Raw genomic sequence first — 25,678 nt, forward strand, 5'->3', positions numbered from 1 at the left:
TTTATAATATGATAGAGAAATTAATCTATAATATCGAAACCACAGTAAGGTACGAGTACTTCAGGGACTTTAATACCCGCTTCGGTTTGATAATTTTCAAGTATCCCGGCCAATACTCTCGGCAGGGCAAGTGCACTACCGTTAAGGGTGTGCGCAAGTTCCTTTTTATTCTCTTTATTCTTGAATCTCAATTTCAGCCTGTTCGCCTGGAAATTCTCAAAGTTAGAAACAGAGCTTATTTCCAGCCAGCGATCCTGCGCAGTTGAGAAAACTTCGAAATCGAAGGTCAAAGCTGAAGTAAAACCAAGATCTCCACCGCAAAGACGAAGGATCCTGTAAGGTAATTTCAATTCCTTTAAAAGTCCCTTTATATGCTCCACCATTTTATCCAGGGCCGCATATGAATTTTCAGGAGTTTCCAGTCTTACGATCTCTACTTTGTCGAATTGATGCAAACGGTTAAGTCCGCGAACGTGCGCACCATACGAACCGGCTTCACGACGGAAACAAGGAGTATAGCCTGTACATAGCACAGGAAAATCCTTTTCATTCATCAAATTATCACGGAACATATTGGTCACAGGAACCTCAGCAGTTGGGATAAGGTAAAGGTCATCTCCAGTCACGTGGTACATCTGCCCTTCTTTATCTGGCAGCTGACCTGTTCCAAAACCTGAAGCTTCGTTCACCATCAATGGCAACTGATATTCGGTATATCCGGCTTCAATGGCTTTATCAAGGAACCAGGTAATTAGCGCGCGCTGAAGCCTCGCTCCTTTTCCTTTGTAAACAGGAAAACCTGCACCGGTGATCTTGTTCCCAAGTTCAAAATCTATAATATCGTATTTCTTCGCAAGTTCCCAGTGAGGCATAGAACCTTCTGCCAGCACAGGAATATCACCTTCTTTATAAATTTCTTCGTTATCATCCTCGCTCATCCCTGCCGGAACAGATTCGTGAGGGATATTAGGGATGGTATAAAGCAAGTTTTGCAGGTCGGCAATGGTAGCCGTTAGTTTCTCTGAAAGCTCCTTGGATTCCTCCTTTAAACGGCTTGTCTTTTCCTTAAGGATATTTGCTTTTTCGTGCTCTCCATTCTTGAACAATAGCCCGATCTCTTTGGACATTTTGTTGGAGCTCGCAAGAATATCATCAAGGCTCGCCTGGGTAGACCTTCTGGTCTCGTCCAGGGTTAAAACCTGTTCGAAAATATCTGAAGCATCAAAGTTCCTTTTTTTAAGGGCTTTGATATACTCTTCTTTATGCTCTGCAATCTTTGAAACCTGTAACATGAGGCGGTTTAATTTAATTTGCCGTTTATACTTTTACGAGCTGCAAATGTAACAAAAGCAGGTAAGAAAATCATTGCCAAATTAAGGCTATTCAGCTGCTATGGTCTCTTTCTGTAATTTCTCTTCCACCCGTTCCAGATCTGCCTGATAAAATTCCCACTCAAAGTTTCCGGTTTCCTTCACCATTCTTAAAGCTTTTTCATAATTGGGTTTTGCCTTTTCAAATTCACCAAGCTCTTCATATGCCATTCCCAGGGTAGAATAGGCGTCGTAGGAATCTGGATGTTCTTCGACATTCAGTTTAAACGCCTTAACGGAATCCTCTTTAAATTCATCGACAGATAGAAAGTTATAACCCAGATCTATAAGAGCATATTCATTGGTCACTTCGAACCCATATTTTTCAGATAATTGTTCAAAGTAAGCCACAGCTTTATCAAGCGCTCCCTGTGGACCTCCCTGGGCTATGATCTTTTCTTTGGTTTCAGGTGCCTCATATTGGGTAGGTTCGAAAATATATTTCAGGCCATGGTAAATAGAAGGCAGACCTATAGATCCGTGGGATTCCTCGGGCATAGGTTCATATTTAAACCTGAGATCAGCTTCTGGATGGGCATTGATATAGTTATGGAATTTTCCGCTTAACTTCAAGACATCACCCCTCATGGTTCCCTTCTTTTCATCAGCAAGTGTCATATAAAAAGTAGCGCTAAGATCTGATGGCTTAAATACTTCCTCAAATTCCTTCGAAATCACCTTATTGGGATACCATAAACTCGGGCTAATGGTAAGATAAGCATCAAAGAGACCGGGCTGCTTAAAGAAGGTATAGGTATTAAATAATCCGCCTCGAGAATGTCCAACAATTATTTCATACGGTGCTGCTTTATAATTCTCCATTATATGAGGAATTAATTCCTTATCTATAAAAGTCATAAAATTATCCGCTGCCCCGGCTACTCCCATTCGGTCACGCTCCTCCTGACTAAGTTCGGGAGAATCTGGGCTAAGGTCCCGGTTACGGTGGGTATTCCTTATCCCAACGATGATCATTTGGGGAATTCGCCTGTTGCGATAAAGATATTCTGCAGTTCCCACCGCATGCTTAAAATTGTAATCGCTATCGAGGAGATATAGAACCGGATAGGTCTTATCAGATTCTTCGTAGTCTTCAGGAAGGTAGATATCCAGCTTCCTGTTCTCATCCAGAATTTCTGAATGAATATTTACAGATTGCCCTATAACAATATCCTGCTGGCCATATCCTGAAAAACATAATAAAATAAGGGTGAAAAGTAGGTTGAATTTCATCATTAGATTTAGAATTTCATCTAATCTATAGATTCAACAGTTATAAAAATAAGATTATGCTATTTTTCTTCTGAAGGCATGATCCATTCGTGATGTTTAAAATGCTGCCATTTTTCTGCGGCGAGGTCTACTTTTGGATCTATTAATGGCTTATAAGGTCTGCCATTTACACTTATTTTTCCTTCCACATACACCTCAACTTCTTTGCCTTTTTCTGCATATTCCTCCTCCAGGCGCTGCGCAAATTGCCAGATAAGGTCTGGCTTGGAAGTAATGGCCCGCAATTGTTTCCGGGATAAATAATCTTTCTTGTCCACGTAGATCGTATCGCTGGTTCCTTTTTCAACCACTTTAAAAGCTACCCGGCCGCTCTTTCCGCGAAGCATCATACGCCAGCTTAACCTGTGTCCTTCTTCGGTCCAGAGCACATCATCCTTAAAAAACCAGTGTCTTAAGGGCAGGCTTACCTGGATGACGAACCAGACAGACATGGCTCCTATCAGGAAATTACGATAAGGAGGCACGATGACCTCATCACCCTCATAGTGCTTTTTCTTATTCCGCAAGAAGATCCTGTTGATGGTTTCCGTAGGGAAAAAGAAGATACAGAAGGCAAGGGACATGTAAGGAAAGATGCCGATATGAAAGATAAAACTATTGAAAAGATGGAAGAATATTGCTGCCAGGAAAACAGGCAATCTAGTAGGTTTCCATAATAACAATGGAATGATTAAAAGATCAAATAGCAATCCGAAATAAGCGATCGCATAACGTATCCAACCCTGCTGCAGGAATTCACCAACCAGCCAGTAATCCCGTTTAGATTTCATTAAAATTGCCGGGAAACTACCATCCAGCCAATCCGGATATAATTTTGCGACCGAGGCATAGGTATAGACGATCCAGAGCTGCAGTACTATAAAAACCCAAACCCAGCGGGGCATGGATATCCTGCTAATAGAGGGATTTATTTTTGCATCCACGGAAAACCAGCGGTGGGCCGGTAAAAAACACATCACGAAACATAACAGCATTAAGAGGTAATAATGGTTGTTATACGATGATTTCTGCATAAGATAAACCCCAGACCACATGATCGCATAGGCAAGAATGGAAATCCGGTATTTGAAACCAACCATCACGAAGATGCCGAACAAGCCCATGATACCATAATACCAAAGCATCCCATTGCCAGGTAAAGGCTGCAGGAATTCAAAACCTATGAAATTAAAGGTGAATTCAGGCTCCATTAGCGTTCTCCTTACCCAACCGGTAAAGATCGCTCCAAAGGCCTCGATGGCGATCAACAAACCAAAAAACGCACGAAATACTACAAGTGCCGAATTATCAACTTGTTTGAACAACCACCTGTTAAGCATAGTTATCTTTTATGTATTGTTTGGAAAAGGCCCGGTCCTGTTTCATAGCGATCTTAAGATCGTCTACAGAATCGAATTTCTTCTCATCCCTTATCCTCACCAGCATTTCGATCTCTAATTCCTTTCCGTAAAGATCTTTATCCAGTTCAAAGAAATTAGCCTCGATGGTCTTCTCTTTTCCTCCTACGGTAGGATTGGTCCCTATATTCATCATCCCGAAAACTCTGTCTCCGTCGATATTGGCACTAACCACGTAAACCCCGTTTTTCGGGATAAGCTTATAATCTTCTTCAACTTCCAGGTTAGCGGTAGGAAATCCCAGGTCTTTGCCTATTCCGCGGCCTTTCACTATAGTTCCGTTAAGGGTAAAAGGATGTTGTAAATATAAATTAGCACGTTCCACACGGCCTTCTAAAAGTGCATTTCTTATCTTGGTTGAACTCACCGCCACCTGCTCCACATCCTGCTGAGTTATCTCTTCAACCTCGAAACCAAATTCTATCCCGAATTGTCTCAGATCGTTGATATCTGCAGTACGGTTACGTCCAAATCTATGGTCATAGCCAATAATGATCTTTTTAGCTTTTAGCTTATTCACCAGGATATCGCGCACGAATTCCACCGCGGTAAGCCTTGAAAATTGCTGGGTAAAAGGATGCACCACCAGGTGATCTATCCCGGTCTCCTCCAGTAAACGCTTTCTCTCTTCGATGGTATTAATAAGCTGAATGCCGCTTTCCTTCTGCAACACCATTCTCGGATGTGGGAAAAACGTTAGCACGACAGAATCAAGATTATTCGCGTGAGCAGAATTCACCAATCGCTCTATGATCTTGCGATGTCCCACATGAACCCCGTCAAAAGTACCAATGGTCACCACCGTTTGCCGTTCGCTTAGGAATGAGTTTGCTCCTTTATATTCTTTCAAATTCTGCTATTTACCGTTAAAAGTATTCATTGTATTGGAAACTCCGGCGGTTCCAAAAGATTGTATCAATTCTGCCGAAGTCTTTAATCGTTCGGGTAATTTCTTCTCTTCCTGCTCATCCCATTCTCCCAGCACATAATCTACCTGGCTTCCTTTGGAGAACTCATCGCTGATCCCAAATCTAAACCGGTTATATTTCGTGGTGTTCAACTGGGCCTGGATGTCTTTGAGTCCGTTATGCCCGCCATCGCTGCCTTTGGTCTTTAATCTTAAGGTTCCGAAGGGAAGGTTAAGATCATCTGTAACCACAAGCAGATTTTCAAGAGAGATCTTTTCTTTCTGCATCCAGTAATTAACGGCTTTCCCGCTAAGGTTCATATAAGTACTTGGCTTAAGCAGAACGAAGGTGCGGCCTTTATATTTAAAGGTAGCCACATCGCCCAGTTTCTGGGTTTCAAAAGCCACCTCTTTTTCACGGGCAAGTTCATCAAGGATCTTGAATCCTATATTATGCCTGGTATTTTCATATTTAGGGCCAATATTCCCAAGGCCAACGATCAAAAATTTCTTCATGGGATCGATTTTCTCCCCGGTTTTTGTCTTTCCTAAAATCCTTCCGAAGAATGAAAGCATCCAATTAGTTTTGGTAAAGATAAAATTAATCAGATACTTTTTAAATCAGAAAATCTAAAAGCGGATATAAATTTGATTTAAACAAAAAAGCATCCCGAAACGGAATGCTTTTTATTAGGTATTCAAAAAAGGATACTAGTTATCTTCTCCCTCTTTTACTGCTGCCACGTCATCAGTTTCAGTAGCTGGTACCTCATCTGCTGCAACTTCATCTTCGTCTTCATCATCATCAAGAGCAACGATGTTACGAGAAGTTCTAACCTGGCAAATTACTGTGTTATCTGGATGCTGGATCACGTAGTCTTTACTGTCTACACCAGTTACATATAGCTTCTGACCAATTTTAAGTTTAGTCACGTTAGCTACGATATAATCTGGAAGATCTCCAGGTAAACCTCTTACTTTAAGACGACGAAGGTTGTATCTTAATACACCACCGTTCTTAACCCCTCTTGCCACACCTTCAGTGTGAATTGGGATTTCCATAGTAATTGGCTTATCATCAAATATCTGGTAGAAATCCATGTGTAGGATAGCGTCACTTACAGGGTGGAATTGAATGTCCTGTAGGATAGCGTCGTAAGACTCACCACTTTTCAATTTGATTTTTACTGTGTGTACATCTGGAGTATACACTAAATCTTTAAATGCGATTTCCTCTGCTGCAAAGTGTAGTGGATCACCTTCTACCCCGTACAATACGCAAGGAACCTGTCCAGCATTACGTAGTGCTTTCGTTGCCTTCTTGCCTACGCTTTCTCTTTTAGATCCGTTGATCGTAATTGATTTCATTTGAATTACTTAATTTAATTGAACAAATGTTGTCAAGTTCTTCGTGAACCGCCTTCATTTGTTTAAAAATTTTAGGCTGCAAAAGTAAGCCTTTTTCTGAATCTTTAAAACCCTGTTGTTGAAAAAGTTCTGATAGTGATTAGAATTTAGACATTGGATGCTTGAATAATGAAATTCAGACCTAGATTTTTGAAAATTAAACTCTTATCATTTTAAAAGCCATTTTAAATTTTGCTCTATACTTTCGACAGTCGTTTAAAAGTCCTTTGAAAATTGTCATCCTGAGCCTGTCGATGGATGGTTCTTACTTGTTTTTTTGTCTTTGCGGACGCAGTGAAGCAATCCCATGTTCAGAATTAAATTTTCCTTGCCAATTAGTATTCTTTCTCCTTTCTTTTTCCATTGCTGAAAAAGAAACAAAAAATCTAGTCTTCATTTTCTTGTTCACCCGTTACGGCTCGGAAGCTAAAAGAATTGAACTCCCTGCGGTCAAACAGCAATTCTTTCTTAACGCTTCTTTCACCTACGGGTCCCGAAGTCGAAAATGAGGACATTTTAAAACTTTCTTTTTGTCTTTGCGATCGTAGGGAGAAATCTCATCAATTAAAAAACACACTTCGACAAGCTCAGTGTGGCATTCCGCTAAAAAAAAGATTTCACAAGCGCACTTCGCAAAGCTCAGTGTAGCAACCCGGTTAAAATCTCAACTATAAATTCTCCATATTCCATCCTAACTGGTTTTTTCACAAAGCCTTATAAGTCATTGATGTCAAATTTCAGTAAATTGAAGGTTTGATAGTAACAAGCCAACCTGAAGCATTCTGAAATGGAAAACTCAAAAGACAACGAAACCCCCACCAAACGTATAGCCGCCATAGACCTTGGCACCAATTCTTTCCACGCGGTGCTGGTGGATATTTATCCCGATGGAAGTTTCAGAACCATAGATAAACTCAAGGAAATGGTGATCCTGGCCGAAAAAGGAATGGACAATTACCTTAGCGAGGATGCCATGCAACGTGGCCTGAATGCATTACAGCACATTAAGGTGCTTTGTGATTCCCAGCAGGTGGAAGAGATCATCGCTTTTGCCACTTCAGCGATACGGGAAGCCAAGAACGGCGGGGATTTTACCCAGCGAATGATAGATGAAGTTGGTATCAAAGCCCGGGCGATCCCTGGAAAAATGGAAGCCGAACTGATAGGTTACGCCATTCGTCACAGTATCGCGCTGGACAAGGAAATGGTACTTATGGTGGATATTGGAGGCGGTAGCGTGGAGTTCATCGTGGGAAATAATGAGGAGTTCCTGTATCACAATAGCCTGAAACTAGGAGTTGCCAGGATGTCGGCTAAATATGTAAAGAACGATCCTATCACTAAAGAAGAGATCAAAACACTCGAAAAACATTACAAAGAAACACTCAAAGAGATTTCAGATGTGATCAAGGAACATGAAGTGACCACCATGATAGGGTCTTCGGGGACCATGGAAAATATTGGAGCCATGGTAGCCAACAGAACTTCCCTTACGGCAGACATGACCCTGAACGAGCTGGTATTTCGAGCTTCAGACTTTGAAGATCTCTACAAGGATTTTATAAAACTCACCCGCAAAGAGCGCAAGAAGATCAGCCAACTGGATGAAAAACGGATCGATATCATCAATCCGGGAATGGTGCTGGTAAAATACCTCATCAAGAAATTCAATATCGAGCATATCAAGATATCTGAAGCGGCCCTGCGTGACGGGATGATCCTTGATTTCCTGAATAAGGAAAGACCGCACCTTGATCTGGTAGAGAACTTTCCCGATCCGCGTAAAAGGAGCATTTACGAGTTACTTAGAAAATGTAACTGGCTGGAAGCCCATTCCACTCATGTGGCCGGGATGGCGCTGCAGCTGTTCGATGAGTTCAGGGATGAGTTAAAACTGGAAGAATCAGACAGGGAGTTACTGGAATATGCTACCTGGATGCATGATATTGGCTATTACATTTCCTACAGGAAGCACCACAAACATGCGCTTTACATCATCAGGCATTCAGACCTGCGGGGTTTTAATGAAGATGAGATAAATATCATGGCCAATGTGGCCAGGTATCATCGCCGCTCCAGACCTAAGAAGCGACATGGATTCTATAAAAAGATGGAAAAACCACTTCGGAAAAAAGTAAAACGGCTTTCAGCTCTATTAAGGTTGGCAGATGGACTGGACCGAAGTCATTACCAGAATGTTCAGAAACTGGAAATAGACAACCTGGAGGATAAAGTGAACCTTTACCTGACTACCATGGGAGATCCCGAACTCGAAGTATGGGGTGCCGAAAGAAAATCTAAATTATTTAAAAAAGTGACCGGTAAAAAACTGGAGATATACGCTGTGAACATGAGCGATCTTGAGCGTACCCAGTCTCCTACCGGCAATGAGAATAAAGTGGTCAATTGACAATTATCAATTCTCCACTTGCAATTAGTTCAGAAATTACATGATAAATTTCGAGCTGATAGACTCGTTATCCTGAACACTTCGCATCACATCGGCAAAAAGTTCAGCACAGCTTACCACTTTTATTTTTCTGCTTTCCTGTCTTAACGGAATAGAATCTGTAACGATCAATTCCTGAAGTTTAGATCTCTCGATGCGCTCATAAGCTTCACCTGAAAGTACAGGGTGAGTACAGATGGCACGTACGCTCAAAGCACCACGTTCCATCATCACATCTGCCGCTTTGGTAAGTGTGCCTGCCGTATCTACCATATCATCTACCAGCACCACGTTCTTCCCTGTAACGTCACCAATCAATTCCATATGAGAGATCACATTGGCTTTTGCTCTTTGCTTATAACAGATCACCACGTCGCTCTCTAAAGCCTTGGAATAGGCGTAAGCTCTTTTAGAACCACCCATATCTGGCGAAGCGATCGTTAGGTTATCAAGACCAAGTTTTCTCAGGTAAGGCAGGAATACCGTACTCGCATACAGGTGATCCACTGGTTTTTCAAAGAATCCCTGGATCTGGTCTGCATGCAGGTCCATCGTGATAATTCTTGTAGCGCCGGCAGTTTCAAGGATACTGGCGATCATTTTCGCAGCGATTGGCACACGAGGTTTGTCTTTGCGATCCTGTCTTGCCCAGCCAAAATAAGGCATCACCGCGGTAATATGTCTTGCCGAAGCTCTTTTTGCAGCATCCAGCATTAGAAGCATTTCCATAAGGTGATCTGCCCCGGGATGAGTGGAACCAATGATAAAAACGCGAGATCCACGCACCGATTCTTCAAATGATGGCTGAAATTCCCCATCGCTATAGGTAGAGGTGATCACGTTCCCGAGTTTGGAACCATAATGTTCGGCGATCTTCTCGGCAAGTTCCCGACTTTGTGTACAATTAAAGATCTTAGCTTCTGTTGCAGGCATGTTGTGTGTTGTTTGTAGTGTGTTTTGTTAATGTTGCGTGCAAATTTAAAAATTAAATGGTGGAAAAAAGCTTTTCGATTCAGGTCTATTTCAATTAATTTTTTGGGCCGAAGCAATTCTGAACTTGAAAACACCTGCTTACTAACAATATTCTTTAGCTACTGCTCACCTCCTGCCCATAGAAGATCTCCCGAACCACCTGCGACACCTGAATATTTGAAAACAGAAACTTCTATATTTTGTTGAAAACCGGCAGTTTTACTGCATTTCTTGTTAATAAGATTTTACAGTCTTAACCGTGATAAGAAACTTAAAGGTTTAAATTAGCCGGAAAGCTACTTTTACCCCGGATCAACTACTGAAAGTGAATAGTGTTGAGAGGCCATAGGGAGTTGTGCTTAATACTTTAGAATGAATAGACTTATATTAATTGGGAATGGATTCGATTTAGCCCACGGGCTTAAAACCAGCTTTAACGATTTTATTTCGGACTATTTCTGTAATGCTATTAATACGTTTTATAATGATAATGTATATGAAGATGAACTCTTAGAAATAAGTTGGAAAGGAAGTCATTACTATTTTGATAAAATCCCAAAATTAGTATCCAAATTAGATGTTTATGAGAAAGCAGATCAACTTATAAAATCTCCAAATTTCAATTTTGATTTTAAATCACCTTTACTAAGAAATGTATTTAATAAAACTTCAATCCTTAAGTGGGTAGATCTAGAAGTAGAATTTTTCAACTTGTTGATAGCGACGAAAAACGCCTACAAAAATTCTAATCTTCAAGAAGCTATTCAAAAACTAAATAGTCAATTAGAGTACTTAAAATTAAAGCTAGTAGATTACTTGAAATTACAAGAAAGTTCTTTTTCAAATAATTTTGATAAAAAACCATTAGTAAAATGTTTTACAGATAAAATTTATAAACATGAGATTGTAACAACCAATTTAGAAGAGGACATTTTACCAGAAAATATTTACTTTCTAAATTTTAACTATACCAATACATTTGAAGATTATTTTAGAATTGTTAAAAAACAAATTCCTTCTTCTTTTAATTATATTCATGGCAGTTTATCCGAAATCCACGGAAAACCAATCTTTGGTTTTGGAGATGAGTTCGACAAGAAATATTTAGAGTTTGAGGATGAAAAGAATAATGACTTATTTAAACACATCAAATCATTTGAATACCTGAGAACCAAAAATTATTATTTATTAACTAGGTTTATTGAGGCGGATGATTTTCAAGTACAAATTTTCGGACATTCTTGCGGAGTTTCAGATAGAACAATGCTGAACCAAATTTTTGAACATGAAAATTGTAAGTCAATTAAAATTTTTTATTACAAGTTAAATGAAGATTTTGATGACTTTACCGATAAAACATATGAAATATCTAGACATTTTAAGGATAAAGGAATGCTAAGAAAGAAACTAATCCCACGTGATTTATCTCAGGAAATGCCCCAACCAAAAGTACTAAGCAAAACAACGGTTCATCGCCAATAAGCGGCACAGTTAGTAAGAAAGTAATTAACTTGATCCATAAACCATTACTAAGCCAACATTTCCACCTTCCCTAAGCTGCCAACTTCGATAACCGAAACCGTCAACTACTAATTAAATACAATTACCATGAAAGAATATAAAGTAGAAACATTAATTTATTATAGCAAAATCACTACCGACACAAAGCATATCACGAAAAGCTCTAAAAAAGAAATTCAGGAGAAATTAGACGAGTATTCAAAAAATGGATACCGTTTAGCTTCTACAGATGCCACAAATTTTGGATTAGCTGTCTATATCTATTTATACTTTGAGAAAGACCTATAGAAAAGTATGAAATAAAAAAACAATAGCTAAGACCGTATCTTAGCCAATAGCCGGTACAGTTAGAAATAAAACAATTAACCTGACCAACAAAACATTACTAAGCCGACTCCCGAAGTGTCGGGACCGCGTCCCTTACTCCGCCAACCGGTGATATCCGAACCATAGTAAACAATCTTTATATGAAAAGCCTGCTAAAAAGCGCCATTTTAACTTTAGTATTATTATCTATTAACCTAGGAATTGCTCAAGTAACTCCAACTGAAATTACTCCGATCTCAACAGAAAGCTATAATCTATATAAACCAGATAAAACTGAAGCTGTTCTAATTTTATTTGGTGGTTTTCCAGAAAACGGAGAAATGATTGAAACCGAATTTCCGATAACAGATATGGCCTTAGAAGAAGAAGTCGCGGTTGTGTACATGAATTTCAACAGAAAACTTTGGCTGGAAGAATCTCAGAAAGCTGACCTGGCAAACGATCTAAAAGTATTGTTTGAAACAAATAACCTTCCTAATGAGAAAGTTGTTATTGGAGGATTATCCAGCGGAGGAAGTATAGCGCTACTTATAGGAAACTATCTTACAGAGAATTCTAATTTAAATTTAGAACCAACGGGAGTTTTTGTTGTGGATTCCCCCATCGATCTTGCTGCTTTATATAGAATTACAGAAGAAAATATAAAAAGAGATTTTTCAGAAGCTTCTGTTGGAGAAAATACTTTCATCCACAATTACTTCAAATCTCAACTTGGAAATCCCGATGAAGAAATAAAGCCTTACGAAGATTATTCGGTATTCACCTACGAAACAAAAAACTATCAAAACATAGAAGGGCTTAAAAACACCAAACTTCGGTTTTATTCAGAACCAGATAAAGAATGGTGGAAGAAAAACATGGGCGTGGAATATGAGCAAATGAATGCTTTTCATATAGAGAGATTAACTGACTTTCTACAAGACCAGGATTATAAAGACGTTGAATATTTAACCTCAGAAAATAAAGGTTACAGGTCCAATGGTGTACGCCATCCTCACAGCTGGTCTATTGTAGACAAAGAAGATCTACTGGAATGGGTTTTAGAGGAATAGGCACAGTTTTCAAAAACCGATAATCAACAATTGCCGGCATCTTTATACATAAAATAACTTATAAGAACCATGGAAACTTCACCTCAACTAAATCCTGGTGAGCACCGTAGCAAAACCATCTGAATCTGTAATCGTAAGACGGTTGCCTGAAATGGAATAGGTCAACTCCTCGGTTTCTTCTCCACTGCTTTCTATCATAAGCTTATTCCCGTTCGTGCTCCAGCTAAAATTTTCCGTTTCCGTTTCGGTTTCGCCATCAAAAGTAGTGGTGATAATACTTCTACCGGTTTGATTGGCATTAAAGGTTACGGTTAATTCCAGCGTGGCACCATCTTCAGATGCCGATAAACCCCAGGAACCAAGTAAAGCGGGATCATTAACATCGCTCCCGGAATCATCATCACTGCTACAGGAAGCAGTAGAAATAAGAACAAGGGACAAAATGATCAGGTACGTGAATTTTTTCATGATAAGGAATTTAAAATTGAAGGTCATTTTAGCTTAAGATTTCCAGACAATGCTTGTAATAAGTTTTGTATCTCTTTTCTTTAGGTAAACCATACCTAAATTAGCTCAAAATCATCATATCCAGTCAATTAAATTCACTTTTAAAATACTCCCCATAATTACTAAGTAAAACAAAGATGCCATGAAGGTTTCCGGCTTTCTTTTGCTGAAAATAATTAACTTCCCCACCCCGGCAAAAAATGCGAAATGACTGACAATATAAAACTTGGCCTTAAAGAGAACTGGCAACAGTTCACCATCCTTGTAATTGTAAACGCCTTTGTGGGAGGTATGGTTGGCCTGGAAAGAACCATCTTTCCAAAATTCGCAGAATCTGAATTCGGCATCGCTTCCACCACCGCGATCCTTTCTTTTATAGTCGCTTTTGGGATCACCAAAGCGGTTACGAATTACTTTACCGGAAAACTCGCAAATAATTTAGGCAGAAAGAACCTGCTGGTCCTGGGTTGGATCTTTGCCTTGCCCATACCTTTTATCCTCATATATGCTCCCTCCTGGAACTGGGTGGTATTCGCGAACATTCTACTGGGAATCAACCAGGGTTTGACCTGGAGCAGTACCGTAGTAATGAAGATAGACCTGGTTGGAGAAAAAGACCGCGGAATGGCGATGGGCATCAATGAGTTTGCCGGTTATTTCGCCGTGGGAATGGTGGCTTTATTAACCGGTTTCATTGCTCAGAATTATGGCGTTACTCCCTATCCATTTTACCTGGGGATCGCAATTTCTATCATTGGTCTTTTGTTATCTATATTTTTAGTTAGGGACACCCGGATCTTTGTACACAAGGAACAGGATAACGTAAAAACGGTGGAACTTGGAAACGTTTTTGCTGAAACCACCTTTAAGAATAAAACCCTGAGCTCGATCACCCAGGCAGGACTGGTTAACAACCTTAATGACGGGATGATCTGGGGACTGTTGCCAATACTCCTGCTGTCTTTTAATTATGATGCAAAGAATATAGGCATCATTGCCGCGATCTATCCTGCGGTTTGGGGAATTGGTCAATTATTTACCGGGAAAATGGCCGATATCTATTCTAAAAAAGCACTGTTGTTCATTGGGATGCTCTTACAGGGGATCGCCATTTTGCTCATTCCCTATTTTACCGAATTCTATCAATTAGCTACGATCTCAACCTTTCTGGGCCTTGGTACCGCCCTGGTATATCCAACATTTTTATCGGCCATTGCCGATGCTACCCCACCGAGACAAAGAGCTGAAAGTATTGGGGTTTTCAGATTATGGCGTGATCTGGGTTATGCCATTGGCGCGATCTTATCTGGAGTTATCGCAGATATTTTCGGTATCGAATATTCGGTCCTCACCATTGGGGTCATAACGATCCTATCTGCCATGGTCATTCAGTTCAGAATGCCATCACTAAGAAGAACAAAGCAATCTTTAAATTAATTTCGTCATATTAAAGAAGGATAATAACATGAAAACGAGGTCAGTATTTATTAATTTTTCGAGCATCATAGGCATGTTAATACTCATAGTGACGTTCTCCTCCTGCCAGGAAAAGGAAGAAATCCCTTCTGAAGGTCTCATCGAGGTAAACGGCGGCAAGGTGTGGTATCGCATTAATGGAGATTCAGATAAGACCCCGCTCCTAATTCTTCATGGTGGCCCCGGTTCTTCGAGTTACGGCCAGGAACCTTTAATGGAAATAAGCGGTAAGAGGCCGGTTATTTTTTATGATCAGTTAGGCAGCGGAAGATCAGACAGGATCACCGATACTACTCTTATGACCGTGGAAAGATATATTGAAGAGGTGGAGCAGGTTAGAAAGGCCCTTGACCTTGAGAAATTATACCTTTACGGACAATCCTGGGGAACGGCCTTAAGCCTGGAATACTATTTACAATATCCTGAACATGTAAAAGGCATCATTTTCAGTAGTCCGTATTTCAGCACCAAACGCTGGATAAAGGATGCCAATGAACTGGTAAAGACCCTGCCAGATTCTATTCAGAAAATTATTAGGACCAACGAAAAGAATAAGACCTTCAGCAACCAGGAATATAAAGATGCCGTGGACCTGTTTTACGGTAAATTTTTAAGAAGGAAAGAAAGATCTCCGGAAGTCGCCGATACAGCTTCAAATTATTTTGGCACCAATGTCTATGAATACATGTGGGGACCCAGCGAATTCACTGCTACCGGAACGCTTTTGAATTATGACAGGATCGATAAGCTTCAAGAAGTTGAAGTTCCCGTGCTATTTATAACCGGCGAATATGATGAAGCAAGACCTGAAACGGTAAAATATTATCAAAGTCTGGTTCCAAATTCCGGTTATAAGGAGATCAGCAATTCCGGCCATGCTACCCTAAATGATAATCCGGAAGAAGCGCTTGAAGCAATAGAAGAATTCCTTGAGAATACCGATCAGGAGTAGAACTGATAAATAGCCGTATCCTGCATGATCGGTTATTACTTCTGTTACTGATATATATCACGTTTTTTTCCATCATAAAACCTGAAATTTAAACTTAAGTTCAATTTAAATCTATGGTCATGAAAAAGAACATGGGAAAAACCGATAAGATTATCAGGTTATTAATTGCAGTTGCCTTACTTATCATTTACGCCAATGGCATGGTTGAAGGCACCTTGGGGATTATATTTCTGGTACTGGCCGGCATCCTGGTACTAACCAGTATGATGAGTTTTTGTCCGCTATATAGCCCTTTCGATATCCACACCAATAAAGGCAAGGATAAGGCGGCATTATAAACTATAAGTTATCTCGCTGGAAAGAACTTTTACGGAAAATTCGAAAATTCCAGGGAGAACAAATGATATAGTCAGGGAGGAAAGATTCAAATTTTTTCTTCAAGCGCCCCATTATCTCTACTGTAAAGGCACTGAAAGTTTTCAAAAGAATACTTGAAAATTTGAAGCCGGAAAATTTCAGAAAAAATAATTAACTTAACTATTGATTCACAGGAAATAGACCTACACAATTTGCATCCCTATTTGAGCAAATTGCTATGTGCATGCGGCTGAAGAAAATTTGGAGGAATCTGTTCATATTGATCTACCAATTAAATCTTTAATAAATGGCATTACAAGTTAGGGATGTGAAAGATCTAAGACGAATGCGCAAGCGCGTGTTCCAGCAAATGCTGGAGACAAGGGGCTGGAAATACCGTAGTTTTTTACGATACCTTCGTCTTTTTAAATATGCTGCTTTTGCCCCAACAAGAGGCAGCTTCCTGGAGTACTATTATGTTTTGATGCGCTACCTTGATGATATCGTAGATGGCGATATTTCCTTACCTGAAGGTTACCAAAGTGAGAGTGCCTACATTTCTGATAAAATAAAATTTTCCCTAAACCCTGTGAATCCGCAAGATGAGGCAGATCATATGTTGCTTTATTGTTTTGAGATCGCAGCGAGGTTCAATGAAAATTTTCAGGAAGAAACTGCAGACATTCTTAATTCACTTTTATTTGACGCGAAGAGAAGAGGAAAATTGACAGTTTTTTCCAGAAGCGAATTAGAGCATCACTTTCATGTATTGGATATAAGGGGAACCATACGGGCTACCTTAAAGGTCTTCAATGATGACCCTGATAAATATCTTCTGCTGGAACCCTTAGGTACAGCCTGCAGATATCAATATGATATGGAAGATATCGAGGCCGATCTTGCTGCGGGTTATGTGAATATTCCACAGGAGGACTGTGAAGAGCTGGGTATTGAGAAGACGGATCTTAGGGATGCTTCATCGCCAAAGATCCAGGAATGGCTCTATAAACATGCCCGGGAAGGCATGAAACTTCTTCAAAAACACCGTGAATTATTACCCGAAGGCAATTTCTCCCTTATCGAGAAATATACTTTTCTACTGGTTTATGAACTTCCGGCCAGAAAGGTGTTCCAGAAGTTTATCTCAGAAACTCAATTAGAATCCATAGATCATGAAAAAATCGAATATTCATCTGAATAAATGGTATCTGGATTTTGTAGGAGATAATGGAGAGGCTTTAATAGGCTATTCGGCAAAATTAACATGGCATGGGTTCACGGCAAATTACACCAGTTTAATTCATAAGGTCCCCGGAGAAGATGTAAAGCTGAGCACACATTTTCGGAAGTCTCAACTTCCTTTGAAAAAGGATGGCATCATCACATGGAAGGATAATAAACTGGAGGTCTCAGGCAGTTGGGAAGCTACCGCCAAATCTATAGAAAACAGAATTTATGATTCTGAAAACGGATATCTGGATTGGAAGTGCTATCAGCCTGCCTCAAGGGTAAAACTTAAAATAAAAGGCAGCTTGCTTGAAGGCAGCGGATATGCCGAGCAACTTGTTCTCACCGCGCTTCCCTGGAATATCCCGATGAACCACTTGCGCTGGGGAAGATTCCACTCTTCAAATAACACCCTGGTTTGGATTGAGTTAAAAGAGAAAGATAAAAAACAGTGGTTATGGCTTAATGGTGAAAGTATCCCTGATGGGATCATAGAAAATGACCGAATTTTATCAAGAGAAGAGAATTTTCAATTAATACTGGATCGCAAAATAGTTTTAGAATCTGAAAAAAAGATATATCAGGTAGTGCAAATACTGCTGAAATTCCTACCTGGTTTTAATAAGATAATGCCAGTAAAGTTTCTAATGGCCGACAATCACAAATGGCTTAGCAAGGGAGAATTTCAGAAAGGCAGTTCTGGGATCGAAAATGGTATGGCCATTCATGAATGGGTGAATTTTAACCCTGAGTCGCTATGATCCTGAAATTAGAGAACATATCTAAATCCTATGCTAAAAAGCCAGTGCTAAAGGATGTTTCTTTTCAATTGGAAGAGGGAACTCTAACCGGAATTGTAGGTGAGAACGGTTCAGGCAAATCTACCTTAATGCGAATTATCGCGGGAGATATTAGTGGCAACAGGGGAAAGGTTCAGAAGAATGGTAAAACAGGTTATTGCCCACAGGAACCTATACTCTTTCCTGAAATCACTGTGCAGGAACATTTCAGATACTTCTCTGCAGCATATTATATTGAACCGGAAGTTTTAAATGAGAGAGTGGAAGTACTTCTTGAACATTTCAACTACCGTAAGTATTACAAGACAAGGATTAGCAAATTAAGCGGGGGTACCCGGCAAAAACTCAATCTATCCATTGCCCTGCTCCATGAGCCAGAACTCCTGATCCTGGATGAACCTTATAACGGCTTTGATTGGGATACTTATCTTAAGTTCTGGGATTACACCAAAAGTCTTAAGGAGAAAGGATGTGCCGTTTTGGTGGTATCACATCTAATAAGTGAAAAGAAAAAATTTGACCGGATATATAAACTTGAAAATGGAATCCTGAGATGAAAATCAACCGCATCCATACCAGTTTATCTATGATCTTGAAGATGCTTCTTCGGAGAAAGATCGTTATCATCCTGATCCTGATTATTCCCACGGTTTTTCTGTCTATCGTAGAATTTACTTCTGCTGAAAGAGTCATTCATTTCCAGCTCGCCTCAGTAGGTGATCAGGTATTCATAAATATGCCCGAGAAGAGTATTTCTTTTATTTTCTTCTCGGTGGCATCGGCCGGGTTTCTGGTCTCATTCCTGGCTCTTAATCTTATTCAGAAAAATCACAATGCCAACAAAAGACTGGTCCTTTGCGGTTATCATCCTCTTGAATTACTTACCTCTATTTTACTCGTGCTTCTATTGACAATCCTTCTTATATCAATTTATATCGGACTATTAACCATTGCTTTTACCCATATTGACCATCCGGTTGGTTTTACCCTGAGCCTCGCACTTATAGGCTTCGTGTATGGCAGTTACGGACTCGCCGTGGGAAGCCTGGTAAAGGGCGAACTTGAGGCTATTCTTTTGATAGTATTGCTGGTAAACATCGATGTAGGCTGGTTGCAAAATCCTATTTTCTATGCTGGTGCTCAAAACCAGATAATCATTGAATTTCTTCCCGCATATTTTCCTTCCCAGGCATCAATTGTTAAAGCGTTTACCAATTATTCTGCAGTATCTGCAAGCCTGAACGCGATCCTATATGGGGTGATCTTTTTGATTATTTCCATGCTCGTTTTCTTCTATAAAATGCGGACAAAATGAAAACACTAACAACATTTACAGGTAAATTTCTGTATGCCATTACTTTTCTCGTCATAATTCCCGTTATTTTATGGCTTTGGGCAAAGTACACTGAAGAGCTTATAAGTTTTCCTGCCATTGGTTCTGAAAATGCCGGGTGGGCATTTTTTATTGGTGGATGGTTGCTCATGATCTGGGGAATGTACTCTCTCAAGGTCTACGGAAAAGGACTCCCTATGAATGCCTATCCCCCCGAAAAACTGGTAAATAAAGAAGCTTACCGGTTTCTTCGCCATCCTATTTATTGGGGCTTTGGAATTCTATTGACAGGGTTCTTTATTTTAACCAATTCAGCAAGCGGACTCTGGCTGGTAACCCCAATCACAATCCTTTGTATGGTAGCCCTTGTAATGGGATTTGAAGCTATCGATCTTAAAAGAAGATTTCCAGATCAAACTATCACTACATTTTTTGAACTCCCGGAAAACTCAAAAGAAAATCCAGGAATAACGCAACGCCTGGCCTCACTGTTTTTGGTAACAGTCCCATTACTTATTTGTAATTTTTTAATTTCCAGGGTCATTGATTTTGATATTCCTACCAGCTTTGAAATGCAATTAAAATTGCCATCTTTTACTCAAAATGAGTATCTACCTCTTTTAGGAATCGGTTTTTTACTGGTCACACCTTTTCTTCTTAAAACCAAAAGACTTTTGCGGCATTGGACAATTTCCGGACTACTAGGTTTGAGTTTTTATATTTTCGGTGCTTTCCTCTATCCGGAAATAGTAGCAGTATACGTTGCTCCTTATAATTCTATTGTTTACCTGGTGCCTGTTTTCCTATTGCTAATTTCATTAAAAGCCATTTTCAAACAATCAAAAGGTTTAGGAATACTCTTTGGCCTTATTGCTCTTATTCTGGTCATTCTGCAAATAAGCTATACGTTTTCGGCGGTGCTTACCTTAAGCGTCTCTTTGATCATTTTCCTTTTTGCCGATAATTATTTCGAGATCTGGGTCTTATTAAAAAATATGGCTGAAGAAATAGCTAATTCCTGGAATGAATGGGTATTTGGCAATGTGAGGATCATAAACCACGGTTTTTATGTTGGTTTCGGAAGTTTCCTGGGTATTCTGATCGCGGGAATTTTAGTAGGAGATTTTTATGCCTGGGGAATCTTGATCTTCGCGGTAGTTGTGATCATCTTTTCGGCACTATGGGCACAGGTCATTGAAGGTTCTGAAAAACTTAAAAGGCCCTATGGCTATTATGGCGCACTGGTAGGAATTATTTTTGCCAGCCTGGTAGTCTGGTTAATGGGATATAATGTTTGGGTGCTTATTGGTGTGATCTCTGTGATTATGCCGTGGGTGCAGGCTATTGGCAGATTCCGTTGCCTGGTAAACGGCTGTTGTCATGGAAAACAGGTTCATAATCCTGACATTGGAATCAGATATTATCATAATCGCTCTAGAGTTTGTGGTATCTCTCATATGAAAGGTGAACTTCTTCATCCCACCCCGCTTTATTCGATGATTTGGCTGTTTTTGGTCGGATTAGTTTTACTATCCCTTTGGAATAATGGCTTCTCAATGTCCTTTATTTTTGGTCTTTATCTAATTCTCACAAGTATTGGCAGATTTGTAGAGGAAGCTTATAGAGGTGAAGTTCAAACGCCCATTATAAAAGGTCTTCGGTTATATCAATGGACCGCTATAATATCATTTGCTATCGGAATTGTGATGACCTGTATTCCTGTAAATACGGTGATCACAACATCCAATTTTGGATGGGAAACTGTTTTATCGGCTGTATGCGGCGGACTGTTCACGACTTTTGCCATGGGAGTTGATTTTCCCAATTCCAATGCGCGATTTTCTAGACTGGTGTAGGATCTTAAACCTTATAAAACTAAAAAAGGTGGTCCAATAAGGACCACCTTCTTCAATTTATAAATTAGAATTTAGTTTATTTCAAGTCAAACCTGTCCAGGTTCATCACCTTATCCCAGGCTTTTACAAAATCTTTCAGCAATTTTTCCTGCGCATCGCTGGTTCCATAAACTTCAGATATAGCTCTTAATTCGGAGTTCGATCCAAAGATTAGATCTACACGACTTGCGGTCCATTTATTATCTCCGGTTCTTCGGTCACTTCCTTCAAATTCAGTTTCAGCTTCTGAAGTCGATTTCCAGGTGGTCATCATATCGAGTAGATTCACAAAGAAATCGTTGGTTAAAGTTTCCGGGCGGTCTGTAAATACACCTTTCTTAGAACCATCATAATTAGCATTCAGAACACGAAGTCCTCCAACAAGAACGGTCATCTCTGGTGCAGTTAGCGTTAGCAGTTGCGCACGGTCTAACAACAATTCCTCTGGAGAAGCCGAAACATTATCACGGTTTCTGAAATAATTTCTGAAACCATCTGCATTTGGCTCTAAAGGCTCAAAAGCTTCAACATCTGTTTGCTCCTGCGTGGCATCTGCTCGACCAGGTTTGAAAGGCACGGTAATATCATGACCGGCTTTCCTGGCGGCCCTTTCAATACCGGCACAACCACCCAGTACAATAAGATCTGCCAGGGAAACTTTTTTGTTTCCAGACTGGGCACTATTAAAATCATCCTGAAGCTTTTCGTAGGTCTCTATCACCTTTTTCAATTGAGAAGGATTATTCACTTCCCAGTTTCTTTGTGGCGCCAAACGAAGTCTTGCTCCATTGGCTCCTCCTCTTTTATCTGAACCTCGGAAAGTTGAAGCCGAAGCCCAGGCCGTAGTTACGAGCTCTGAAATTGATAATCCGGAATCCAGGATCTTACCTTTTAAGGTAGAGATATCATTTGATTCGATCAATTCATGATCTACCGCCGGGATTGGATCCTGCCAGATCAATTCTTCATCTGGAACCTCTGGTCCAAGATATCTTGAAATTGGCCCCATATCACGGTGCGTAAGCTTATACCAGGCACGGGCAAAAGCATCTGCAAATTCATCTGGATTCTCATAAAAATGTCTTGATATTTTTTCGTAATCAGGATCCATTCTCAAAGAAAGATCTGTGGTTAGCATAAACGGAGCATGCGTTTTCGAAGGGTTATGCGCATCAGGTACAGTTCCGGCACCGGCTCCATCTTTAGGTTGCCATTGGTAAGCACCACCTGGCCCTTTAATGCATTCCCATTCATATTTGAACAGGTTATCAAAAAATTTGTTGCTCCATTGTGTTGGAGAATCGGTCCAGGCACCTTCAATACCACTGGTAATGGTATGTTCACCCATTCCGCTTTCGAATTTATTCTTCCAGCCAAGTCCCATTTCTTCAATACTTGAACCGGCAGGTTCATGACCTACATATTCTTCAGCATCGGCAGCTCCATGGGTCTTTCCAAAAGTATGTCCACCTGCAATTAATGCAACGGTCTCATAATCGTTCATGGCCATTCTTCCGAATGTTTCACGAATATCACGAGCTGCAGCTACAGGATCTGGATTTCCATTTGGTCCTTCCGGATTCACATAGATCAATCCCATATGGGTAGCACCCAGCGGATTTTCCAGTTCATGATCTCCGGAATAACGTTCTTTATTTCCTAACCATTCACCTTCGGAACCCCAGTAAATATCTTCTTCAGGCTCCCAGATATCTTCACGGCCGCCTGCAAAACCAAAGGTTTCAAGCCCCATAGATTCCAGAGCGCAGTTCCCGGCAAGGATCATAAGGTCTGCCCAGGAGATCTTTTTGCCATATTTCTTTTTGACTGGCCATAATAATAAACGTGCCTTATCCAGGTTGGCGTTATCTGGCCAACTGTTAAGCGGCGCGAAACGCTGACTTCCAGATCCAGCACCTCCACGGCCATCACCTATTCTATACGTACCTGCGCTGTGCCAGGCCATTCTTATAAAGAATGGTCCGTAATGACCATAATCTGCAGGCCACCAATCCTGAGAATCTTTCATTAGGTCAAAAAGATCCTGTTTAACTTCTTTTAGGTCCAGTTTTTTAAACTCTTCAGCATAATTAAAATCCGGATCCATTGGATCACTTAGTGAAGAATGTTGACGAAGGATTCTAAGGTTAAGCTGATTTGGCCACCAATCGCGGTTTGAAGTTCCCGCGCCGGCAGTATTCTTTAATGCTCCTCCCATAAAAGGGCATTTACTTGATTCATTTACCTGCCAGACTTTGTGGTTATCTGGATTATTTGAATTGCTACTTGACATTGTACGGTAAGTTTTATTAGTTAATGATATAAATTTAAAATAATTTTTTCTTATAACTTTTAATTTCACATAGTTAAAAACTATAGAGCTTAGTCAAAACTTATTGTACTCTTATACGGAAAAGTTATTTGAAAACTTGAATAAAAGAGCTCAGTCAAAATACTCATTAGCAGGATCTTGAAAATCACGGTAAATGAACACCCTATTCCACTAAAATCAAGGGTTCCTGTCAAAATCAGAATTAAAATTCAAGAGAATTTTATTCCAAACCGATAAGCTCACTTTTTTTATACATTTACCGAACTAAAACCATAGTTAATCGCTAGGTTTTATATATCCAAAAGTTCTATTTATGCTTGCACAAACTAGTAGATCAGAAAAGAGAAAACCTAATGGGTTTATTCTAAATTATCTAAATAATTTAAAATTTTTACATTAAGCAAGGATAAATTTTCAGGATAGAAAAATTACCCGACCCTACAAAATTTTTCTTCTGGGAGTCACTCTCTTCTCAGCATGTTCATTTCGAAAATCTTGAATACCTAATGGTAATGATCATCTTAACCAGGATTACATGAAGATTAATTATAAAAAGGAAAGGCAATTAAACCTGCAAATAGCTTACGACGATAAATCTAACGATGCTTTTTTAAAGCAGCTTAAAGAATATAATGATCTGGAAACCCTTATTGAAAAGGGTAATGGAGATTTTCAGAATATTTTAAGGGTAATTTCATGGGTATCCTCCAGGTGGGAGGATGATGCATCTATCCTTAAGAAGGGAGGTAAAACAAGTAAAATTTTCAGAAAGGCGATTGGCACCAATAATCCAAGAGGGATCGAATATAGTTACATATTAAAGGCCTGTCTACGTTCACTTGGATATACTATCAGGACCATATTTTTAGAATCTAAAGACCGGAAAGACCTTAAAAAGGGAGAAAAACACATTTTCTTTGAAATTTATTTAAGCGATCAGGAAAAATGGTTTCTAATAGATCCCCAATTTGACATTATCATCAAGAAAAACGGAGTGCCGCTTAATGCCGTTGAATTTCAACAGGTTCTATTAAATGAAGAGGAATTAGAAATAGATAACTCTTCAGATCTTATAGATAGCATAGATTACCTCGAATGGATAGGTCCTTATCTATTCTATTTCACCACTAGTCTTAATAACGGAAGAATTAGCCTTTGCGACAGGATCTCTGGAAATAAAAAACGACTTATCCTGGTCCCGATAAATGAAAATCCTCCCAGGTATTTTAAGAACTTGATGAAAATGCGTATCAGTTTGGTAACCCATTCCATCACGGATTTTTATCCCCAATTGAACAATTAAAGAGGCTGGTTCAATTTTGCCTGGTTTTTCGAGAAATTAATTCTTTCGCTGACCTTCCTTTCCATCTTTTACTTTTTGTCTATTAACTTTCTCTTTGGATATCCTGCGGGTTTAAAGCATACCTGAAATATCCAGGGTTAAATGTATCACAAACCCGGTTTGAAATTAATGAATGAACGTTCATTTTTATAGCTTTGTCGAAGATTTAAAAGTGCTATGAACATTTCCTCAAAATCTGAAATAAAAAGAAAGGCATTAATAGCTGCTACTATTGAGCTGGTGAATAACCATGGTTTCCATGCAACCCCCATGTCTAAGATCGCAAAAATAGCCGGAGTTTCTGCAGGGACCATATACCTGTATTTCGAGAATAAACAGGATCTCGTCAATCAGGTTTACCTGGAGGTAAAAGCTGCCTTTACAAGTTTTGCGTTCAGAAATTATGATGAAAGTATGAGCGTGGAAAAAGGATTTGAGATCATCTGGAAGAATATAGCAGAATTCAAATTACAGGAAGTTGAAGAGGCTTATTTTCTTTCGCAATGCGATAACACCCCCATAGTTGATGAACCGGGCAGGCAAGAAGGTTTAAAACACTTGCAGCCACTACTGGATCTTTGGGAAAAAGGACAGGAACAGGGAATCATTAAACAGGTTTCTCCTTATTCCCTGTATGCTTTTAGCATCTATCCGGTTGCTTTTCTCATGAACATGCAGCAGCGTGGAGTTTATCAACTCACACCAGAACATATAGAAGATGCTTATAAGATGGCATGGCACAGTATTAAAAATTAAAAATAT

Annotated in this window: 24 protein-coding genes; 14 read left to right on the forward strand and 10 right to left on the reverse strand. The window is 39.7% G+C overall.

What is annotated here, in order from left to right:
• Window positions 1-20: 20 nt before the first annotated feature.
• From serS to G3I01_RS17090, 7 genes are all read right to left on the reverse strand, one after another.
• The gene (serS, locus tag G3I01_RS03730; RefSeq protein ID WP_219551185.1) at window positions 21-1,292 is read right to left on the reverse strand and encodes a serine--tRNA ligase; all 1,272 of its coding nucleotides are present in this window, start codon (window positions 1,290-1,292) and stop codon (window positions 21-23) included.
• 87 nt (window positions 1,293-1,379) lie between these two features.
• On the reverse strand, window positions 1,380-2,606 hold the full coding sequence (locus G3I01_RS03735) for an alpha/beta hydrolase-fold protein (RefSeq protein WP_257710719.1): 1,227 nt from the start codon (window positions 2,604-2,606) through the stop codon (window positions 1,380-1,382).
• Between the two features lie 56 nt (window positions 2,607-2,662).
• The gene (locus G3I01_RS03740; RefSeq protein ID WP_219551187.1) at window positions 2,663-3,982 is read right to left on the reverse strand and encodes an HTTM domain-containing protein; all 1,320 of its coding nucleotides are present in this window, start codon (window positions 3,980-3,982) and stop codon (window positions 2,663-2,665) included.
• Window positions 3,975-4,910, reverse strand: coding sequence for a bifunctional riboflavin kinase/FAD synthetase (locus G3I01_RS03745; RefSeq protein ID WP_219551189.1), 936 nt, complete (start codon window positions 4,908-4,910; stop codon window positions 3,975-3,977). Before G3I01_RS03745 ends, G3I01_RS03740 begins: the two co-directional genes overlap by 8 nt.
• A gap of 6 nt (window positions 4,911-4,916) precedes the next feature.
• Window positions 4,917-5,543 (reverse strand): aminoacyl-tRNA hydrolase, encoded by a 627-nt coding sequence (gene pth, locus G3I01_RS03750; RefSeq protein ID WP_219551191.1) that lies wholly within the window; start codon window positions 5,541-5,543, stop codon window positions 4,917-4,919.
• Between the two features lie 135 nt (window positions 5,544-5,678).
• Entirely contained in the window at window positions 5,679-6,335 is a 657-nt protein-coding gene (locus G3I01_RS03755; protein WP_108170711.1) for a 50S ribosomal protein L25/general stress protein Ctc, read from the reverse strand.
• Window positions 6,336-6,760: 425 nt separating this feature from the next.
• On the reverse strand, window positions 6,761-6,889 hold the full coding sequence (locus G3I01_RS17090; RefSeq protein ID WP_257710721.1) for a hypothetical protein: 129 nt from the start codon (window positions 6,887-6,889) through the stop codon (window positions 6,761-6,763).
• A gap of 272 nt (window positions 6,890-7,161) precedes the next feature.
• On the opposite strand from G3I01_RS17090, the gene G3I01_RS03760 reads away from it, so the two are divergent.
• Window positions 7,162-8,784, forward strand: a complete 1,623-nt coding sequence (locus G3I01_RS03760; RefSeq protein WP_219551193.1) for a Ppx/GppA phosphatase family protein — start codon at window positions 7,162-7,164, stop codon at window positions 8,782-8,784.
• A gap of 36 nt (window positions 8,785-8,820) precedes the next feature.
• On the opposite strand, the gene G3I01_RS03765 is transcribed toward G3I01_RS03760, so the two are convergent.
• The gene (locus G3I01_RS03765) at window positions 8,821-9,756 is read right to left on the reverse strand and encodes a ribose-phosphate pyrophosphokinase (protein ID WP_219551195.1); all 936 of its coding nucleotides are present in this window, start codon (window positions 9,754-9,756) and stop codon (window positions 8,821-8,823) included.
• A 411-nt stretch (window positions 9,757-10,167) separates the two neighbouring features.
• On the opposite strand from G3I01_RS03765, the gene G3I01_RS03770 reads away from it, so the two are divergent.
• The 3 genes from G3I01_RS03770 (at window position 10,168) to G3I01_RS03780 (ending at window position 12,695) form a co-directional block, all read left to right on the forward strand.
• Window positions 10,168-11,277, forward strand: coding sequence for an AbiH family protein (locus tag G3I01_RS03770; RefSeq protein WP_219551197.1), 1,110 nt, complete (start codon window positions 10,168-10,170; stop codon window positions 11,275-11,277).
• A 126-nt stretch (window positions 11,278-11,403) separates the two neighbouring features.
• Window positions 11,404-11,604, forward strand: coding sequence for a DUF4177 domain-containing protein (locus tag G3I01_RS03775; protein ID WP_219551199.1), 201 nt, complete (start codon window positions 11,404-11,406; stop codon window positions 11,602-11,604).
• A gap of 179 nt (window positions 11,605-11,783) precedes the next feature.
• Entirely contained in the window at window positions 11,784-12,695 is a 912-nt protein-coding gene (locus G3I01_RS03780; protein ID WP_219551201.1) for a hypothetical protein, read from the forward strand.
• Window positions 12,696-12,782: 87 nt separating this feature from the next.
• Here G3I01_RS03780 and G3I01_RS03785 read toward each other — a convergent pair whose 3' ends face one another.
• Entirely contained in the window at window positions 12,783-13,163 is a 381-nt protein-coding gene (locus G3I01_RS03785; RefSeq protein WP_219551203.1) for a hypothetical protein, read from the reverse strand.
• Window positions 13,164-13,409: 246 nt separating this feature from the next.
• On the opposite strand from G3I01_RS03785, the gene G3I01_RS03790 reads away from it, so the two are divergent.
• The 8 genes from G3I01_RS03790 to G3I01_RS03825 all read left to right on the forward strand — a co-directional run bounded on the left by G3I01_RS03790 (window position 13,410) and on the right by G3I01_RS03825 (window position 21,203).
• Window positions 13,410-14,639, forward strand: coding sequence for an MFS transporter (locus G3I01_RS03790; RefSeq protein ID WP_219551205.1), 1,230 nt, complete (start codon window positions 13,410-13,412; stop codon window positions 14,637-14,639).
• A gap of 73 nt (window positions 14,640-14,712) precedes the next feature.
• The gene (locus G3I01_RS03795) at window positions 14,713-15,630 is read left to right on the forward strand and encodes a proline iminopeptidase-family hydrolase (protein WP_257710725.1); all 918 of its coding nucleotides are present in this window, start codon (window positions 14,713-14,715) and stop codon (window positions 15,628-15,630) included.
• 119 nt (window positions 15,631-15,749) lie between these two features.
• Complete coding sequence (locus G3I01_RS03800; protein ID WP_219551209.1) at window positions 15,750-15,968, forward strand: DUF2892 domain-containing protein; 219 nt, start codon at window positions 15,750-15,752, stop codon at window positions 15,966-15,968.
• A 326-nt stretch (window positions 15,969-16,294) separates the two neighbouring features.
• A complete protein-coding gene (locus G3I01_RS03805) occupies window positions 16,295-17,188 on the forward strand; it encodes a class 1 isoprenoid biosynthesis enzyme (RefSeq protein WP_219551211.1) in 894 nt (297 codons plus the stop codon).
• Window positions 17,160-17,975 (forward strand): hypothetical protein, encoded by an 816-nt coding sequence (locus G3I01_RS03810; RefSeq protein WP_219551213.1) that lies wholly within the window; start codon window positions 17,160-17,162, stop codon window positions 17,973-17,975. Before G3I01_RS03805 ends, G3I01_RS03810 begins: the two co-directional genes overlap by 29 nt.
• A complete protein-coding gene (locus tag G3I01_RS03815; RefSeq protein WP_219551215.1) occupies window positions 17,972-18,571 on the forward strand; it encodes an ABC transporter ATP-binding protein in 600 nt (199 codons plus the stop codon). Before G3I01_RS03810 ends, G3I01_RS03815 begins: the two co-directional genes overlap by 4 nt.
• Window positions 18,568-19,329: a hypothetical protein gene (locus G3I01_RS03820; protein ID WP_219551217.1), complete on the forward strand. Its 762-nt coding sequence runs from the start codon at window positions 18,568-18,570 to the stop codon at window positions 19,327-19,329. Before G3I01_RS03815 ends, G3I01_RS03820 begins: the two co-directional genes overlap by 4 nt.
• The gene (locus G3I01_RS03825; protein ID WP_219551219.1) at window positions 19,326-21,203 is read left to right on the forward strand and encodes a prolipoprotein diacylglyceryl transferase family protein; all 1,878 of its coding nucleotides are present in this window, start codon (window positions 19,326-19,328) and stop codon (window positions 21,201-21,203) included. Before G3I01_RS03820 ends, G3I01_RS03825 begins: the two co-directional genes overlap by 4 nt.
• A 76-nt stretch (window positions 21,204-21,279) precedes the next feature.
• Here G3I01_RS03825 and katG read toward each other — a convergent pair whose 3' ends face one another.
• A complete protein-coding gene (katG, locus tag G3I01_RS03830; RefSeq protein WP_219551221.1) occupies window positions 21,280-23,535 on the reverse strand; it encodes a catalase/peroxidase HPI in 2,256 nt (751 codons plus the stop codon).
• Between the two features lie 574 nt (window positions 23,536-24,109).
• On the opposite strand from katG, the gene G3I01_RS03835 reads away from it, so the two are divergent.
• Window positions 24,110-24,877 carry a transglutaminase domain-containing protein gene (locus G3I01_RS03835; protein WP_219551223.1) on the forward strand — a complete coding sequence of 256 codons (768 nt, stop codon included), beginning with the start codon at window positions 24,110-24,112 and terminating at the stop codon, window positions 24,875-24,877.
• Between the two features lie 216 nt (window positions 24,878-25,093).
• Window positions 25,094-25,672 carry a TetR/AcrR family transcriptional regulator gene (locus G3I01_RS03840; protein WP_219551225.1) on the forward strand — a complete coding sequence of 193 codons (579 nt, stop codon included), beginning with the start codon at window positions 25,094-25,096 and terminating at the stop codon, window positions 25,670-25,672.
• Window positions 25,673-25,678: the final 6 nt, after the last annotated feature.

The organism is Gramella sp. MT6, from assembly GCF_019357415.1.
Classification (GTDB): Bacteria; Bacteroidota; Bacteroidia; order Flavobacteriales; family Flavobacteriaceae; genus Christiangramia.

Coding starts and splice junctions, on each gene's coding strand:
- serS (WP_219551185.1), bottom strand. CDS start 1,292: ATGTTACAGGTTTCAAAGATTGCAGAGCATAAAGAAGAGTATATCAAA.
- G3I01_RS03735 (WP_257710719.1), bottom strand. CDS start 2,606: ATGATGAAATTCAACCTACTTTTCACCCTTATTTTATTATGTTTTTCA.
- G3I01_RS03740 (WP_219551187.1), bottom strand. CDS start 3,982: ATGCTTAACAGGTGGTTGTTCAAACAAGTTGATAATTCGGCACTTGTA.
- pth (WP_219551191.1), bottom strand. CDS start 5,543: ATGCTTTCATTCTTCGGAAGGATTTTAGGAAAGACAAAAACCGGGGAG.
- G3I01_RS03755 (WP_108170711.1), bottom strand. CDS start 6,335: ATGAAATCAATTACGATCAACGGATCTAAAAGAGAAAGCGTAGGCAAG.
- G3I01_RS17090 (WP_257710721.1), bottom strand. CDS start 6,889: ATGTCCTCATTTTCGACTTCGGGACCCGTAGGTGAAAGAAGCGTTAAG.
- G3I01_RS03760 (WP_219551193.1), top strand. CDS start 7,162: ATGGAAAACTCAAAAGACAACGAAACCCCCACCAAACGTATAGCCGCC.
- G3I01_RS03765 (WP_219551195.1), bottom strand. CDS start 9,756: ATGCCTGCAACAGAAGCTAAGATCTTTAATTGTACACAAAGTCGGGAA.
- G3I01_RS03770 (WP_219551197.1), top strand. CDS start 10,168: ATGAATAGACTTATATTAATTGGGAATGGATTCGATTTAGCCCACGGG.
- G3I01_RS03775 (WP_219551199.1), top strand. CDS start 11,404: ATGAAAGAATATAAAGTAGAAACATTAATTTATTATAGCAAAATCACT.
- G3I01_RS03780 (WP_219551201.1), top strand. CDS start 11,784: ATGAAAAGCCTGCTAAAAAGCGCCATTTTAACTTTAGTATTATTATCT.
- G3I01_RS03785 (WP_219551203.1), bottom strand. CDS start 13,163: ATGAAAAAATTCACGTACCTGATCATTTTGTCCCTTGTTCTTATTTCT.
- G3I01_RS03790 (WP_219551205.1), top strand. CDS start 13,410: ATGACTGACAATATAAAACTTGGCCTTAAAGAGAACTGGCAACAGTTC.
- G3I01_RS03795 (WP_257710725.1), top strand. CDS start 14,713: ATGTTAATACTCATAGTGACGTTCTCCTCCTGCCAGGAAAAGGAAGAA.
- G3I01_RS03800 (WP_219551209.1), top strand. CDS start 15,750: ATGAAAAAGAACATGGGAAAAACCGATAAGATTATCAGGTTATTAATT.
- G3I01_RS03805 (WP_219551211.1), top strand. CDS start 16,295: ATGGCATTACAAGTTAGGGATGTGAAAGATCTAAGACGAATGCGCAAG.
- G3I01_RS03810 (WP_219551213.1), top strand. CDS start 17,160: ATGAAAAAATCGAATATTCATCTGAATAAATGGTATCTGGATTTTGTA.
- G3I01_RS03815 (WP_219551215.1), top strand. CDS start 17,972: ATGATCCTGAAATTAGAGAACATATCTAAATCCTATGCTAAAAAGCCA.
- G3I01_RS03820 (WP_219551217.1), top strand. CDS start 18,568: ATGAAAATCAACCGCATCCATACCAGTTTATCTATGATCTTGAAGATG.
- G3I01_RS03825 (WP_219551219.1), top strand. CDS start 19,326: ATGAAAACACTAACAACATTTACAGGTAAATTTCTGTATGCCATTACT.
- katG (WP_219551221.1), bottom strand. CDS start 23,535: ATGTCAAGTAGCAATTCAAATAATCCAGATAACCACAAAGTCTGGCAG.
- G3I01_RS03835 (WP_219551223.1), top strand. CDS start 24,110: ATGAAGATTAATTATAAAAAGGAAAGGCAATTAAACCTGCAAATAGCT.
- G3I01_RS03840 (WP_219551225.1), top strand. CDS start 25,094: ATGAACATTTCCTCAAAATCTGAAATAAAAAGAAAGGCATTAATAGCT.